At 51.2% G+C, this 16,695-nt stretch carries 12 protein-coding genes; 11 read left to right on the forward strand and 1 reads right to left on the reverse strand.

Annotation, left to right across the window (positions count from 1 at the left end):
- Positions 1-43: 43 nt before the first annotated feature.
- The 7 genes from efeO (at position 44) to HMPREF2625_RS06815 (ending at position 9,280) form a co-directional block, all read left to right on the forward strand.
- A complete protein-coding gene (gene efeO, locus HMPREF2625_RS06785; protein WP_070523244.1) occupies positions 44-1,387 on the forward strand; it encodes an iron uptake system protein EfeO in 1,344 nt (447 codons plus the stop codon).
- Between the two features lie 207 nt (positions 1,388-1,594).
- Positions 1,595-2,929, forward strand: a complete 1,335-nt coding sequence (efeB, locus tag HMPREF2625_RS06790; protein WP_070523247.1) for an iron uptake transporter deferrochelatase/peroxidase subunit — start codon at positions 1,595-1,597, stop codon at positions 2,927-2,929.
- Positions 2,930-3,080: 151 nt separating this feature from the next.
- Complete coding sequence (locus HMPREF2625_RS06795; RefSeq protein ID WP_239652978.1) at positions 3,081-3,602, forward strand: ABC transporter ATPase; 522 nt, start codon at positions 3,081-3,083, stop codon at positions 3,600-3,602.
- Positions 3,603-3,880: 278 nt separating this feature from the next.
- A complete protein-coding gene (gene pheS / locus HMPREF2625_RS06800) occupies positions 3,881-5,008 on the forward strand; it encodes a phenylalanine--tRNA ligase subunit alpha (RefSeq protein ID WP_013398785.1) in 1,128 nt (375 codons plus the stop codon).
- Between the two features lie 5 nt (positions 5,009-5,013).
- Positions 5,014-7,566 carry a phenylalanine--tRNA ligase subunit beta gene (gene pheT / locus HMPREF2625_RS06805; protein ID WP_070523250.1) on the forward strand — a complete coding sequence of 851 codons (2,553 nt, stop codon included), beginning with the start codon at positions 5,014-5,016 and terminating at the stop codon, positions 7,564-7,566.
- 211 nt (positions 7,567-7,777) lie between these two features.
- The gene (locus HMPREF2625_RS06810; RefSeq protein ID WP_013398787.1) at positions 7,778-8,539 is read left to right on the forward strand and encodes a hypothetical protein; all 762 of its coding nucleotides are present in this window, start codon (positions 7,778-7,780) and stop codon (positions 8,537-8,539) included.
- 258 nt (positions 8,540-8,797) lie between these two features.
- Complete coding sequence (locus HMPREF2625_RS06815) at positions 8,798-9,280, forward strand: arginine repressor (RefSeq protein WP_048751575.1); 483 nt, start codon at positions 8,798-8,800, stop codon at positions 9,278-9,280.
- Between the two features lie 112 nt (positions 9,281-9,392).
- Here the strand turns inward: HMPREF2625_RS06815 and HMPREF2625_RS06820 are convergent, their stop codons facing one another.
- On the reverse strand, positions 9,393-9,830 hold the full coding sequence (locus HMPREF2625_RS06820; RefSeq protein ID WP_070523253.1) for an ankyrin repeat domain-containing protein: 438 nt from the start codon (positions 9,828-9,830) through the stop codon (positions 9,393-9,395).
- Positions 9,831-10,086: 256 nt separating this feature from the next.
- Between HMPREF2625_RS06820 and HMPREF2625_RS06825 the strand changes: the two genes are divergently transcribed.
- The 4 genes from HMPREF2625_RS06825 to tyrS all read left to right on the forward strand — a co-directional run bounded on the left by HMPREF2625_RS06825 (position 10,087) and on the right by tyrS (position 16,239).
- Positions 10,087-11,691, forward strand: coding sequence for an AMP-binding protein (locus HMPREF2625_RS06825; protein WP_070523257.1), 1,605 nt, complete (start codon positions 10,087-10,089; stop codon positions 11,689-11,691).
- Between the two features lie 97 nt (positions 11,692-11,788).
- Entirely contained in the window at positions 11,789-12,334 is a 546-nt protein-coding gene (locus HMPREF2625_RS06830) for an adenine phosphoribosyltransferase (protein ID WP_070523260.1), read from the forward strand.
- 126 nt (positions 12,335-12,460) lie between these two features.
- Complete coding sequence (locus HMPREF2625_RS06835; RefSeq protein WP_070523262.1) at positions 12,461-14,779, forward strand: HelD family protein; 2,319 nt, start codon at positions 12,461-12,463, stop codon at positions 14,777-14,779.
- A 155-nt stretch (positions 14,780-14,934) separates the two neighbouring features.
- Positions 14,935-16,239 carry a tyrosine--tRNA ligase gene (gene tyrS, locus HMPREF2625_RS06840; protein ID WP_070523266.1) on the forward strand — a complete coding sequence of 435 codons (1,305 nt, stop codon included), beginning with the start codon at positions 14,935-14,937 and terminating at the stop codon, positions 16,237-16,239.
- Positions 16,240-16,695: the final 456 nt, after the last annotated feature.

A 16,695-nucleotide genomic window follows, 5' to 3' on the forward strand; every position in this document is an offset into this window, starting at 1 on the left:
CTGATTTTTCATATTTCTCTGTCCCCGAACAAAGGAAAACACAATGCGAAAGTCCCTTTACTCCGCAGGTGCTCTGCTGTCAGTCGGTGCTATTGCGCTGACCGGGTGTACACCCAATAGCGCGAACAACGCCTCGGGTAATTCTGGTGGAACCGCCGATGGTTCCATTTCGGTAACTTCAACCGATACCGCGTGCAAGCTTTCTGCCACTGAAGTCAAAGCTGGTAAGGTTACCTTCAATGTAAAGAATGAAGGCTCGAAGGTGACCGAGTTCTACGTCCTAGGCTCCGATGGTCTGCGCATTATCTCTGAGGTCGAAAACATTGGTCCCAATCTTTCTCGTGATCTCACTGTTGAGCTTCCCGAAGGTTCGTATAAGACGGCCTGCAAGCCTGGCATGGTTGGCGACGGCATTAAGGGTGATCTTAAAGTTGTCAAGAACGAGAGCGCTAAACCTATCTCTGCTGATGAGCAGGCTATGCGTGATACCGCGGTAACTCAGTACTCTGCATATGTGAAAGATCAGGTAGAGGCGCTTAAGACAGATACCGACGAATTCGCCAAGCTCTACCAAGAAGGCAAGAACGACGAGGCTAAGGCCAAATATGCGGCAGCCCGTATCCACTACGAGCGTATCGAGCCCATTGCCGAAAAAAGCTACGGTAAAACCCTTGACCTGAAGCTGGATGCACGCGAAACCGATCTTGAAGAAGGAAATGTTCAGGAGTGGACCGGCTGGCATAAGATCGAGAAGGATCTATGGCAGCCTAAGGCAGACGCCAACGACGGAAAAGAATACAAGCCGCTCACTACGGAAGAGCGGAAACAGATTAGTGAAAAGCTCGTAAAGGACACTCAAGAGCTCTACGATTACGTGCACTCGGATGAATTTAAGCTTGATGCTTTCCAGATTTCAAACGGCGCGAAAGAGCTCTTGGACGAGGTTGTCAACACCAAACTGACCGGTGAGGAAGAGAACTGGTCACACACTGACCTCTCCGATTTCCAGGGTAACGTAGACGGTGCGAAGGTGGACTACGAAAACCTTCTGCCGATTCTGCAGAAGAAGAACCCTGAACTTGCCAAGACTCTGCAAGAGAAATTCGACGCCGTGCAGAAGATCCTGGATAAGTACAAGCAGGACGACGGTTTCAAACCCTATAACGAGCTGAGCAAAGAAGAAGTCCGTGAGCTCTCCGATGCCGTGACTGCGCTCGCAGAGCCTGTCTCGCAGATGACTGAGACCGTGGCAGGCGGTGAGTCCGCTGAGGGCAAGAGCGGTGATACTTCTTCGTCGAAGCCGGCTGCGTCATCTGAGTCGTCCGCTGGAGCTTCGCAGGATGCTTCTGAGCCAGCGACAGGTACCTCATCGGCAACAGCTAAGTAACGTATCAGCATTTCAACGTACAGATCCTGATCACACAGGGGATTGATGGCGTTGGGAGATGTTGCCTAGACGCTGAGCCGTCCGTGAGCGTTTCTACATTCGCGAGATAATCGCGGATACAGGGACGCTTGCGGGCGGTCGGTTCTCAAATACTCAACTGACACACAGTTGTCACATAATCTCCAAAATATTTAGGGAGAATATCTCATGCGTGAAGAAAAGACACCCACGACACAGGTTCAGCAATCCCACACTGCTGACCAGTCAGACGTATCTCGTGGTACCAGTCGACGGACTCTGATGACGGGCGCAGGTATAGCGGCTGCCTCTGTGGCAACTGTAGGCGCTCTTGCCGGATGTTCCGCAGAAGACCAAAAAAATGCTGAGGCCTCGGGTAAGTCTGCTGTTAAAGACTCATATTCTTTCTTTGGTGAGCATCAGAGTGGTATCTCGACAGATGCCCAAGACCGCATGTATTTCGCGGCTCTCACTCTTAAAACCACATCGAAGGATGAGATTAAGAAGCTTTTTAAAGAATGGTCAGAAGCATCGCGTAAACTCATGGCGGGAGAAATCGTGGGGGAGGACTCCTCCTATGAGGCACCTCCAAAAGATACCGGCGAAGCTATGGACCTTTCTGCTGGGCATCTAACTATCACCTTTGGCTTGGGGCGATCGTTTTTCGTGGATTCAGAAGGCAAAGATACGTACGGGTTTAAAGATAAACTTCCGCCCGCCTTAGTAGACATTCCCAAGATGGCGGGGGATGTCATAGAACCCGAGCGAAGCGGCGGCGATCTGTGTATTCAAGCCTGTGCTGATGATCCCCAGGTGGCTTTTCACGCCATCCGAAACCTAGTGCGTATTGCGGCGGGTCGTGCCGTTGTAGCGTGGAGCCAGCTCGGATTTGGGCGTACCGCATCCACGTCAAGTACGCAGGATACCCCTCGCAACCTCTTCGGGTTCAAAGACGGTACCAACAATATTAAGGTTCAGAATCCAGAGTTGTTGGAAAAGCATGTCTGGGCTTCAAAATCTAATTCGGAGGGGCACCCCGAATGGATGGACGGCGGTACTTACCTCGCGGCACGCCGCATCCGCATGATTATCGAGACATGGGACCGTTCCCGGCTTCGGGAACAAGAAGAGATCGTGGGGCGCACCAAAGTAACAGGCGCGCCGCTGTCAGGCGGTGAAGAATTTACTGCTCCGGATTTTAATATGAAGGGCAAATACGGTCCCATTATTCCCGATGATTCGCATATGCGCCTGATGCATCCAGACCAAAACAACGGGGTGCAGATACTTCGTCGTGGGTATAACTACACGGATGGCTCTGACGGGCTGGGGCACCTGGATGCCGGTCTCTTTTTTATCGCTTTTATCTGTGACCCTCGCACGCATTTTATTCCTTTGCTCAGTACCATGACGGCATCGGATGCTATGAGTGAGTATCTGCGGCATACCGGGAGCGCGGTCTTCGCTATTCCGGCAGGAGTTAAAGACGAGAACGATTTTATAGCATCAAAACTTTTTAACTAAGCTTCGTATTCAACCTTTAGCGGCTGGTCTACGTTCATATAGCGGACGTTGGCCAGCCGCTATGCGTCATATTGTGGAAATTTAATTTGTTTCCGTAAGCCCTCAGGGTACTATTGAGCTAGAAATCACATATACATCGTGGGAGACAATGATGACTACTCCAGCACCTCAGTACGATCCGAACACTTTTAGACGTGATTCAGCCCCGTCGGATACTCAAGCGATTTACATCCAAGAAGGCGGCGAATCGCACGACAGCCTATTTAATTCACCATCGAAACACCCTAAAATTTTCCGTCTTCAAGAAATCATGATTGTATCGGCGCTTTTGTGCTTTCTTCATGGTGTTATCTCAGCTTTTGCGCCAAACAACTTCAAACCGCTTGAAGGCCTTCCGGAATTTGGGGTTTGGGGCGGTCTCGTGCTTCTTGCCGTGGCAGCGGTCGTTTATCTATGGGTTTATTTCACCATTCAGAAAGGTAAACGCATCGGTCTTACTTTTGGACTGATATTTGCGATTTTGGGCGCTTTCATCGCTATTATGTCGATGATCGGTAATATTCTTAACTCCCAGCATTACGGTCTTGTTCCCATCTATGCTGGTTGGTTTATCACGAACGTCCTATGGATTCGTTCCGCTTTTGACCCCGCTGTTAAAGAGCTCCTCGTCTAAATACATAAATGACGACATAATGTCTGGCTGCATTCACAGAGGTGATGCGGCCAGGATCTATTTAAATTTAACGCTGGTTGCGCTGAGATTTTGTGGAAGGCTTTCGGCTACTCTGATCGGGAGAATGTTCTGTAGTTTTTCATGCCTAGGGCCTATAGACACAAGCTATCGTGAAAGAAGACTCCAACTGCACTAAACTAGAAAGATAGCGCGTGTCTGCGTGCCCTGCGGCGCGCCCGCCTGGTGAGAACAATGCACAAATGCAGAGAAGAGTAGTTATGACCGATTCCGTGCAGGAACATGAGAACGCGCCCGAATCAGCGCACATTCTTGCCCGTATTGCACAGGTTTTAAAAGAGAACCCTGAGAACGGTTTAGAAACCGTTCGAGAAGCCTTCGAGGCAGAACGTGAACGCGCGCAGAAAGCTCTGCGTGAGCACGCGCAAGACTTTGACTCGCTCAAGGAAGTACGTCTTGGATTCTTTGGCGATAAAGGCAGCTTAAGCCTTGCCAATCGGCAGATGCGTGACCTTGAAAACCAACATAAGGGGCCGGTCGGTAAACTTTTGGGACAGGCGCGTGCGGCACTCACCGAGGCTATTGAGGCCCGTACCGCAGAACTTGAGGCAGAGCGCGAGGCGCGCATCCTTGCGGAAGAAGCGGTAGATGTCACCGCTGCCACAGCACGCCATTCATTGGGTGGGCGTCACCCTGTTGCGTTGATGCAGGAAAAACTTACCGATATTTTCGTGGGTATGGGCTGGGAAGTCGCCGATGGACCGGAACTAGAGTCCGAGTGGTATAACTTTGATGCCCTGAATATTAAGCCAGATCATCCGGCACGCGAGATGCAGGATACTTTCTACGTAGAGCCTAAAGAAACGCATCTTCTTTTACGTACCCATACCTCTCCGGTACAGATGCGTTCCATGCTTACCCGTGAGCTGCCACTGTACATTGTGTGCCCTGGTCAGGTTTATCGCACAGATGAGCTTGACGCTACGCATACCCCGGTATTCCATCAGATTGAAGGCTTGGCAGTCGATAAGGGACTGACCATGGCTGATCTGAAGGGCACTCTCGAATATATGGCGCGTGCAATGTTCGGTGAGGACGCGAAGATTCGTTTGCGTCCGAACTTCTTTCCCTTCACGGAACCTTCTGCAGAGCTCGACCTATGGCACCCCCACGCGAAAGGCGGGCCCCAGTGGATTGAGTGGGGCGGTTGCGGCATGGTGCATCCCAATGTTTTACGTGCCGCTGGCATTGACCCCAATGTATATTCGGGTTTTGCGTTCGGCATGGGTATTGAGCGTACCCTCATGTTCCGTAATAATGTCCTTGATATGCACGACATGATTGAGGGCGATATCCGTTTCTCTGAACAGTTCGGGATGGAGATTTAGACACTATGCGTATACCCCTATCATGGCTGCGCGAATTTGCGCCTGTCCCCGCGGATGCTTCGGCTGAGGACGTTCTTGCAACTCTCGTGAAGGTAGGTCTAGAGGAAGAGGATGTTCATCGTCCTACCGATGAGATTTCCGGCCCCATCGTGGTCGGTCAGGTGCTTTCACTGGAGCCCGAAACTCACTCCAACGGCAAGACCGTGAATTGGTGCCAGGTGCGCGTAGTTCCCGAAGGACAAACACAGACTCTCACCGGCAAAGGCATTGAAGAATCCGGCGTGCAGGGTATTATCTGCGGTGCCCACAACTTCAAGGTCGGCGACAAAGTCGTAGTAACTCTTCCCGGTGCCGTACTGCCCGGAAACTTCGCCATTACCGCCCGCAAAACCTATGGGCACAAGTCTGCCGGTATGATTGCTTCTACCCGAGAGCTGGGGATTGGTGAAGATCACGGTGGTATTTTGGTGCTCTCTACGCTGGGTCTTGACCCGGAACTTGGTTCCGATGCGTTGGAACTTTTGGGTCTGCATGACGAAGCAGCAGAGGTTAATGTGACTCCCGATCGCGGATATGCGTTTTCGATTCGCGGTATTGCCCGTGAATATGCGCATGCGACCGGAACTTCTTTTAACGACTTCGTTCTGGAATACGGTGCTCGCGCCCCCAAGGCTAACTCTGAAGGCATCTCGGTACGTCTAGAGGATTCCGCGCCAATTCACGATAACCCGGCAACTATACGCTTCACCATGCGCCAGGTTAATGGTGTGGATGCAACCGCGCCAGTACCCACGTGGATGGCTTCACGCTTGCGCTTAGCGGGTGTGCGTTCTATCTCGCTGCCAGTTGATATTTCCAATTACGTGATGCTTGAGACTGGTCAGCCGCTGCACTTCTATGATGCCGATAAGGTACAGGGAGAAATCGTGGTGCGCCGAGCAGTCACAGGGGAGAAGCTGACGACTTTGGACGGCGTTGAACGCGACTTGCATCCAGAGGACATCGTGATTACCGATGATTCCGGCGTTATCGGTCTTGCTGGTGTCATGGGCGGTTCTTCTACCGAGGTTACGGCTGAGACGAAGAATATTCTGATCGAGGCGGCGCGTTTCGATGAAGTATCTATTGCGCGTACTGCCCGTCGCCATAAGCTGATCTCTGAGGCATCTAAACGCTTTGAACGCGGGGTCGATACAAAACTTCAGCCAGCGGCTGCCCAGCGTGCAGTTGAGCTACTTGTCGAGCTCGCAGCAGGAGTTGCAGATGCGGGGGTGACCGATGTCGTGATTTCTCGCGATCCGGTGGTCATCGACCTTCCCCGGGATTACGTGACGAACCGCATCGGGGTGGAGTACTCACCAGAACAGATCGTCAATACTCTCACAGAAATAGGATGTGAGGTTGAGGCGACCGCGACGGGATACACCGTAAAAGCTCCTTCGTGGCGTAATGATTTGCTGGCTCCGGAAGATCTAGCGGAAGAAATTGCTCGTTTGGATGGATACGAGAATATTCCGTACACTCTACCCGTCGCTCCCGCAGGTCACGGATATACTCCGGAACAAGCCGCCCGTCGGCGAGCTGCTAATGCGCTCGCGGCAGCTGGTTTGACCGAGGTTTTCGCTTATCCCTTCGTCTCGGAAGAAGCGAATAATCTTTGGTCTTCGCCAACCGCTGGCGAAAAAGTGAACTCGGTACGGTTAGCGAACCCAATTTCTTCTGCTGAAGGATGGATGCGCCGCTCGCTCCTGCCTGGCTTAACGGAGGTTTTGCAGCGGAATCTCTCGCGTGGTTTCAAAAACTTGAAAATTTTTGAAGCTGGCCGCGTTTTTATTCCTGGTGAACGACAGGGCTCCGCTAGCATCCCTCCTCTGGGTGAACGGCCCAGTGATGAGGTTCTTGCGGATTTGAATGCGGGTATCCCCGAGCAGCCTGTGTATTTTAGTGGTCTGTTTGCTGGCGCCGAGCACGAACCAATGCCTGGTACTCAGGCTCGTGCCCATGACTGGCGCGATGCGCTGGATGCGGCGCGCCTCATAGCGGATGTTTTAGGTGTTGAGATTGTGATTGCCCAAGGAACCCATCAGGCATTCCATCCTGGACGAACCGCGCGGCTCCGCACACAGGACGGACAAACTATTGGTTATGCTGGCGAGCTGCATCCAAAGCTCCTGCAGACTGAGAATCTCCCTGAACGTACCTGTGCTTTTGAGGTGAACTTTACTGCACTGTTTGCTTCCCGCTCGGGTGTGCCTCAGGCATCGCCTATTTACGGTTATCCGGCAGCTACTCAGGATGTTGCTCTTGTGGTCGATGAGGATATTCCTGCTTCTGAGGTAGCTCAGGCCCTTCGTGATGGCGCCGGGGAATTGCTCGAAGATTTGCGAGTCTTCGATGATTATCGTGGTCAGGGTGTCGAGAGCGGTAAAAAATCATTGGCGTTTGCTATGCGCTTCCGCGCACCTGATCGCACGCTCACTGCTGAAGAAGCAAGCGCTTCGCGTGAGGCAGCGGTTGCTGTTGCCGCGGAACGCTTTGGGGCTGTGGCGCGTGTGTAGACGCACTATGGCATAGTTCATCACTAGCGCCCCTTCGTCCGTTACGTGGATCAGAAGGGGCGTTAGCTATGTGTTCATACGAGTCATGTACTTGCCAAGTTGTAGGTGAGCGTTAGAAAATCGTCACTCTGTGAAGGTTCTATCACGTCTTAACTTTCCGTAAGGCTAAGGCACCGGTACCCTAGTACAGGAAACACGATAAGGAGAGCGCATGACACAGCGTGATGACGAATACGAAGACGTCGATTACGAGGGTACTGAAGAATCCAGGGATGATTTTTTCGGCATGAGCGATGCCGACGATGAATACTACGAAGAACGACCCCACATCAACTGGGTATCGGTATTTAGCGTACTTCTGGCTATCGTGGTTGCAATCGTTCTGTGCGTTGTGGGTGTTCGTGCGCTTTTCTCCGCGAATCAGGACGCGGAATACGAGGGCAAAAGCTGGGTTATTGAAGGCAGTTACGTTGATTTGACCCCCGATTTAGAAACAGACTCGAATGTAGCGCAATATAAGGGTAATCTGCCGAAGGATAACCGCATCGACGGCATGAAATATCGCTCAAACCTGAAGGACACCTATGAGGTCCATGCGGGTGAAAATATCGATTTCCGTGGTACGCAGACTGGAAACTATGCGCAGGATTTCCCCCGTGAGGTAAGTGCTTTAGTCGCAGAGACCTCTGACCACCAGATTGAGGTTGTGCGTACCGGTGAAAAAGGAAGCGTTAAAGCGATTGAGCAGGGCAGCGTAGGTCAGCAGTACCTTGTTGGCTGGGGTAGTTTTGCGCTAGCTCTTGTTGTGTTGATCGGTGGATGCGCCTTTGGCATATGGTCTAATCGCCGCTCTCGTGTTGATTATGTAGATGTCGACGGATTCGAGGAATCTGACGACTATGAAGAGGACGATGAGGGCTACATCGTTGAGGAAGAATCTTCACAGGACGATGTAGAGTCGCGGCAAAAGTAGCACAGTAGTAGGCGGAACCTGACTTTGTAGAATATGCGAGGTCAGGTTCCGCTTTTGTATGCGGGAATAGAGGATATAAAGTCCACAAAGTATGCTAGGAACGTAAAAGTTTTCAAATAAAGTTGCGCATAATCGATATTTAGGTCGCATAATTATGTGTATATGTATTATCTTTGAGTATTGAGAGCGGTGCGGTACCTCGTGGGGTCCGTGACTAGACTCAACCTGTGGTTGGAACCGAAGGAAGTAGAAGACAAAATGCCTTTCCCCTCGACAAAAATCGCGCGTCAGGCACGTATCGTGGAATTGTTGCAGACCCGCCGTGTACGTTCTCAGGCTGAGCTGGCGCAATATCTTACCGATGACGGTATGAAAGTTACTCAGGCTACGCTCTCACGTGATCTTGTAGAAATTGGTGCTGAACGTATTCGTGATGAGGGTGCTGGTCTCATATATGCTGTTCCAAACTATCCTGCGCGTCGTGGGGGAGGGGCAGCTCCCGATGCACGCATGATTTCGCTCTTTAAAGAGCTGCTTATCACGGCGGAAGGCTCAGGTAATATTACGGTTTTGCGTACCCCACCCGGTGCCGCACAATTCCTTGCCTCCTCCATTGATCAGAGCGGCTTAGAGGCAATTCTTGGCACAATAGCTGGAGACGATACCGTAATGGTAATATCCCGCGATCCTGCTGGTGGACAGGAACTTGCAGCTAGTTTCTTGGCATGGTCTACAAACTAATAAAAGACTTTATTGAATATTCAGATACGTTGAATGTCGTGTAAAGCTATGGTTTGCATGAGGCGGTGGGCGCAAAATTGAGACGTGATGGTTTGTTCCCACTGCCTCTGTGCTATTCAGCGGTTGATGCTGCCGCAGCGAGAAGTTCTTGCATACTCGGTAGGTCGAAGAACCGGGCAACATCCGCAGGGGTTTGTGTACCTAAAGACGCATTGGCGCCAGCATCAAGAAGCAACTGAGAGATCGTGAGGTTATCGCGGAATACCGCGCAGACTAACGCCGTTTGCCCACGGTCATTGAGACGATCTGGGTCTGCACCCGCTTTGAGAAGAATGCGCACGATTTCTTCATGCTCATGGTAAGCGGCAAGGATCAGGAGGGTGTCTCCGTGGGAGTTTGTGAGATTTACCGGTATGCCTTGATCGAGGAGCGACTGGAGCGCAATAGGCTTATTATTGCGGGCAAGGTCGAAGATCGAATTGAGGAATTCGAGCTCTTGGTCTTTTAGTTCGGGGGAGACCTGAGATGATGGTGAAAAGCTATCGGTCATGGAGGCTTCCTGCATAGGAGATTATCGTTTATTTTGATTCATTCATAAATACTATTACGAATTTATCAGAATACAAATTTGTTGAATAAATGTGACAGGTAAAAAGCTCGGTTTATAGGTATGCTGTAAACTTTGCCTGAGATTGACGGGTTTAGAATGGAGAAGGCTAAACAAACGCCATATTGTGCTGTTAGCACTACCCCGAGTTAGAGCTTTTTCATGCTACGCAAGAACATGCAATAGGAATAAAGAAACGATGCCCGTTACTGTTGAGAATGCCTCCGCCCCTGAACCGGCAACATCGCACAATATTGCACGTCTGCTCGCAAGCCGCATACACGAGAACACTCCAGCGCTAGTATTTTCAGCCTCCTCGAATATCGCTACGGTGACATATCGAAAACTGGGGCAGGCGGCGGCTCGGGTACAGGCACATCTGCGAAAATGTGGTGTGAAGGAAGGCGATCGAGTAGCGCTCTCTTTACCTAATGTTCCCCTGATGCCCGCTCTATACTATGGCATTCTGGCAAGCGGTGCTCTCTGTGTTCCGTTAAACCCTCTGCTGAGTGGTGCCGAGCTTGAACATCATCTGCAGGATAGCGGCGCTACCGTGCTCTTTGCCTGGGAAGGAACCCGCCTAGCAGCTGAAGCACACCAAGTGCCCCTCGTGTGTGACGGAACCGTGCATCTTGAGATATTAGGCGGCACGAGTGCAGACCCTCAATCTTCATTAGCTCCCTTTGGAACAGACCATCCGTCTGAACCAGAACTCAAGTTATGCCCCGTAAGCCCGGCGGATCCGGCGCTTATTCTCTATACCTCGGGAACTACGGGAAAGCCCAAGGGTGCAACCCTAACGCACGCTAATATTCTGAGCAATGCCCAAAGCTGTGCTCAAGTGTTCGGATTTACCGCTGAAGATATTATTTTTGGTGGCTTACCTCTTTTTCATGCTTTTGGGCAAACAGTCACCCTCAACGCGGCATGCGCTGCTGGCTCAACCATCGCTCTTTTGCCAAGGTTCACCCCCGAAGAGGCAATCAAACTCATCGACCAAGCCGATGTGACGGTTCTTGCAGCAGTACCCAGTATGTATGTGGCGCTTATAGCCGCACTCGAAGAAAACCCGTCTAACGCTCGCCAGCTGAAAGGACGCATCCGATTTGGTATTTCTGGAGGCTCACCCCTGCCCGAATCTGCGCACAGTGCATTTGATGCGTTAATTTCCTGTCCTATATATGAAGGGTATGGGCTGAGCGAAACCTCACCAGTTGTCAGTTTTAATCAGGCCCAGTTTGGGCACGTAACTGGTTCCGTCGGACGCGTGCTTCCGGGAGTGCAGGTGCAGATACGTGACGATGAAGGTCGATCTTTGCCTGCAGGAACTCATGGGCAGCTTTGGGTTTCGGGCGAAAATATCATGGCGGGATACTGGAATAACCCTCAGGCTACGGACGAGGTTTTCGACGGTACATGGTTTGCCACCGGAGATATAGCTCGTCTGGATAACAACGGCAATATTTATATTGTGGACCGCATTAAAGACATGGTGCTGCGTAATGGGTATTCCGTTTATCCTCGTGAAATAGAGGATGTTCTTCAGACGCATCCGCAGGTTCGAGCCGTTGCCGTTATTGGTCTTGATGATGCGCTTGTTGGCGAGGAGATTACAGCTGTTGTCGTCTCTCGCGGGCAGAAGGATGATGAATCGCTGATTCAAGAATTAGATACTCTCGCGCGTGAGAAACTCGCTGCCTATAAGTATCCGCGCCATTATCGAATTGTAGATTCCATGCCGTTGGGGCCCACTGGAAAAATCCTTAAACATGAATTACGTGCCATGTTTATCGAAAAAAGGTAGAATTCTTGAGGCTGTCAAAGCCACCGTGCCGCATTAATTCTGCGGCGGACATACACCAGCTGATCCCAGAACCCGCTGACCTCCGAAAGAGAGAGTAATGAACGTTTCTGCGCTCGCATCCATGCAAGAGCTTATTCCGGCGGCATGCGCAACCATTCAGGATTACCCACATCAGGGAATCCTGTTCTACGATGTCACCACTCTCTTTGCAAACGCTGAGGTTTTTAAAGCATCTATTGACGAGATAGCACGGCTTTTTGAAGGTACTTATGACGTTGTCGCTGGTGTAGAAGCCCGTGGTTTTCTTATGGCTTCAGCGCTTGCTTATGCCTCCGGCAAAGGCATTATGACGGTACGTAAGGCTGGTAAGCTGCCCCGTGAAACATACCGCGAAGAATATGAGCTTGAGTATGGTACTGCAGCTATCGAGATTCACTGTCATGATTTCGCACCGGGAACCCGTGTGCTTCTACTCGACGATATCTTGGCAACCGGTGGCACACTGGTGGCTGCCGCGAAGCTTATTGAACGTGCGGAGCTGAAAGTAGCAGGAATTGGCACTCTCTTGGAGCTCAAAGGTTTGGGCGGGCGTGAAGCTTTGGCGCAATACCGAGTAGAAACCTTAAGTGTAGTTTCTGAGTAACGTCCTGCCTCAAAGCACATAGACATAGCTTTTGAGCGTGCATATAACCCTGTAAAATAGATACTCTGTTTTCGGCATCGCCGTAAATCGTGAGTTAATCGGCGTTATGCCGTTAAAGGAGTTTTTATGCCCGCAGAAACATCTAAGAATGTTTCCGAGAATGTTGCTACACGTGTCTTTGCGCAGCAGCTTGCCCAAGAACGCGAACATGTTGCAAAAATCTATGCACGACTAGATGATTTACGGGAAGAAACCTCACAAAAACTCGCGGATGTTCGCAAGAATCAGGCGGTTGGTGGGCATCAAAACCGTTCCGAACGGGACTCTTTTGCCACCCATTACGAAGATCGCCTGGCCCAGCTTAACGCAGTGGATGCGCGGCTTGTTTTTGGCCGTCTTGACCTTACAAAAGACGGAGCCGATGAGGTTCGGTATATCGGCCGTTTAGGAATTATGGATAGCGACCAGAAGCGGCTTTTGATGGATTGGCGTGCCCCCGAGGCCGGCACGTTCTATCAGGCTACGGCGTTTAATCCGTTAGGGGTTCGGCGTCGGCGGCATCTGATGCTGGAGGGACGTACCGTCACCAACATCGAAGATGAGGTGTTCGACTCCGAATTACTTCAGGATAGCGACACTTTGCATGGTGAAGGTGCGCTTCTCGCGGCTTTAAATAAGAAACGTACCGGGCGGATGAATGATATCGTCGCAACCATCCAAGCCGAGCAGGATGCGATTATTCGTTCCGAGCTGCCCGGCGTTCGGGTTGTTCAGGGCGGGCCAGGTACCGGTAAAACTGCAGTTGCTCTGCATCGTGCGGCATATTTGCTGTATACAAATCGAGAACGCCTCGCTAAAGCGGGTGTATTAGTGGTAGGACCGTCGCATTCATTCATGTGGTACATTGAGCGTGTTCTGCCTTCTCTGGGGGAAACCGGAGTGGTTATGGCATCCTTGGCAACACTGTACCCTGGGCTTCGCGCTGTACCAGAGCACGATCGTCGTATCGCTGCGCTTAAGGGTGATTTGCGCATGGTAGAGGTAATCAAGAAAGCAGTTGAAGATCGCCAAAAAGTTCCTGAGCGGGAACAGCGCCTCAACGTTGAGGGCACTGATGTTGTTCTTACTCCACAGATGGTACGTTCAGCACGTTCTCGGGCTCGTGCTACTGGAAAACCACATAATGAAGCTCGCGAGACGTTCGTCAAAATTTTGCTTAAGGAACTGACGAGCGTGCTGGACGATCAGCTTAATAAAGCCGCCGGTCGCATTGTGGACCGCCCTTATTTACAAGATGATGTGCGTGCTTCTTTGGATGTACGACGTGCTCTTAACCTTGCCTGGATGCCGCTTTCACCTGAAACGCTGGTGCGTTCCCTGTTCTCGAAACAGCAATATCTAGAGTCCGCAACTCAGAATTTTACTGAGGCAGAAAGGGAACTTCTCAAACGCCCTGCCGATGCTCCTCTGACTGAGGCTGATGTTCCCTTACTGGATGACGCTGCGGAGCTTCTCGGTGATTTCTCCCGGGTCACGGGTGCGGCAGCAGCAGCGCGCGCAGAGGCTGAGCATCGAGCTAACCTTGAGAATGCTTCAAAAGCACTTGAGAATGTGCATCAGACACTCGCCGATATTGGCGCAGACGGCGTCGTTACGGCCGAGCAGATCGCCGCTCTCAACGAGGTAGGTATCAATCGTATGACTGCTGCAGCTGCGGCACAGGCGGATCGCACCTGGGCCTATGGGCATATTGTTGTGGATGAAGCGCAAGAGCTTTCGCCTATGCAATGGCGCTTGCTGATGCGACGATGCCCCATGAAATCGTTTACGGTAGTGGGAGATATTGCGCAGGCATCTTCAGCCTCTGCCGCTTCATCGTGGTCTCAGGCTCTTGAACCTTTTGTGGGGGAGCGGTTTACCCTTGAAGAATTGACGATTAACTACCGTACCCCGGCGCAAATTGCGGATGCCGCAGTCGCCGTTGCACGCGAAGCCGGGTATGAAGTGTCAGCACCTCGTGCTGTGCGTGAAGGACAATGGGCACCTTTTATCCATCAGGTGCCCCAGGAACATGTGGTTGCTGAGACTGTCCAGCGCGTGAGTGATGAGGTTGCCCTGGGAGATGGGGCTCTTATCGGAGTAGTCTGTTCTCCTGCCCAGTACACACAGGTGGCGCGTGCAGTTATGGAAACACATGCGGATCGTACAGGAACCGCTGAGGACGCCGTCGAGAATCAGGTTCTTGTCTTGACGCCTTGGGAAGCTAAAGGACTTGAGTTTGATGTTGTCATCATCGTGGAACCGCAGCAGCTTCTTGACGATGCACAAGGTGCTGTAGGTGATCTATATGTATCAATGACTCGCCCCACACAGCGGCTTCATCTGGTAGGAACCTCAATGCCCGCAGGTCTAGATGCTGAAGTAGCCGGATCTGCCCAGTCGTAAAGTGGACCTGTAAGTAGTGTTGGCATATATCGCAGGTAGCGACGTAGTGCTAGGCTATAACTATCAATCTTGGGTGTACTTACTATGTGCAGGCTGTATTCTGCGCATCAAATATTTTTACACCATATGTCATGGAACGGAGAACATAGAGAACCATGTCTGCCGACATCCTTAATGCGCAGCACAATGACGACACGTTCGAGAACATCTGGCAGGAGCTCAAATGGCGCGGACTCGTGCATGTGAGTACTGACGAAGAGGCACTCGAAAAAGCATTGAGCGATGAAAAGCTTACATTCTATACCGGGTACGACCCTACCGCCGCATCCTTACATTTGGGGCACCTTGTGCAGCTTTTGGTAATGCGTCGTCTGCAACTTGCCGGGCACTATCCCCTAGGTCTGGTGGGCGGTTTTACTGGTCTAATCGGAGACCCCCGGCAGACATCGGAGCGCGTACTTAACTCCCGAGAAGTCGTTGCTGAATGGGTTCAATCTCTACGGTCTCAGATTGAGCGTTTTCTTTCGTTTGAGGGTGATAATGCGGCTCGTATGGTGAATAATTTGGATTGGGGCGGGCAGCTTTCGGCTATCGATTTCTTGCGCGATATTGGTAAGCATTTTCGTGTGGGCACGATGGTCAAGAAGGAAATTGTTGCTAAACGCCTAAACTCTGAAGAAGGTATTTCTTACACCGAGTTCTCGTACCAAATCTTGCAGGGCTTGGATTATCTTGAGCTTAACCGTCAGTACGGATGCACTTTGCAAACCGGTGGTTCTGATCAGTGGGGTAATCTCACCAGCGGCACCGAGCTGATTCGCAAGGTCGAGGGAAAAACTGTTCATGCTATTGGAACCCCTCTGATTACAAACTCTGATGGCACGAAGTTTGGTAAGAGTGAAGGCAACGCAATTTGGCTGAACCCCGAGATGTGTTCTCCATATGCCTTTTACCAGTTCTGGCTTAATACCGCTGATGCGGATGTAATAGATCGTTTGAAGGTCTTTACTTTCTTGACTCGTGCGGAGATTGGCGAATACGAGCATAAGGTCGAAGCCGAAGCGTACAAGCGTGAAGCACAGAAACGGCTTGCTTATGAGGTTACGGCCCTTGTTCACGGTGTTGAGCCTACGGAACAGGCCATAGCGGCTTCGGAAGCCCTTTTTGGCAAGGGAGACTTTGCGGCCTTGGACGAGAGCACTCTTCAGGCTGTAATGGATGAGCTGCCTTCGGTTGAGCTCTCTTCGGATCGGCTGGATCTGATTACTGCGCTTACGGAGCTTGGTTTTGCCTCTTCCAAGTCTGAGGCGCGACGCATCCTGAAAGAAGGCGGTGCATCTGTCAATGGTGTGAAGGTTCAAGGTGAAGATGCCCTGATCTCATCTGAGCAGCTTTTGCACGGTAAGTATGCAATCGTGCGTCGGGGCAAGAAAAACCAGGGTGCGATTACCGTAGTATAGGGTTTACTATTCCCGTTTACCACAGGATCTTGAAGGGTTTCTATACGGTTCGATGTATGGAAACCCTTCATCTATATCTTCTATATAGTGGTCTAGAGAGAAAAGAATATCTTAGTGATTCGAGTTTTGAGATGACATGACGGGAGTACGCGCTTTTCAAGAACAGTGAAGAGCTGCGTAGTTTCGGGGGTCTTTCGCCCCCAACCAGCACTGTAGAATTTATAGATATCTGACTAGTATTTTTGTAAGTGTTCTATCTCATTACTCCTCGGGTTGCGGTGGTGGGTGTGGGTGTGTATAGTTGTATGAGTCGCCGCGGCGAGGACTTCATTTCTGGTTGTGATCCGGGTGGGGTTGGTTGCGGTGATTTATCATGTGATGACCGGCTGATGATGATCTCTGCATGCGTGTTTGTGTGTGGTGGTGTTGTTGGTGTGGTGTGTTGTTTGAGAACTC

The sequence above is a fragment of the Rothia sp. HMSC064D08 genome, from assembly GCF_001809525.1.
GTDB classification, from domain to species: Bacteria; Actinomycetota; Actinomycetes; order Actinomycetales; family Micrococcaceae; genus Rothia; species Rothia dentocariosa.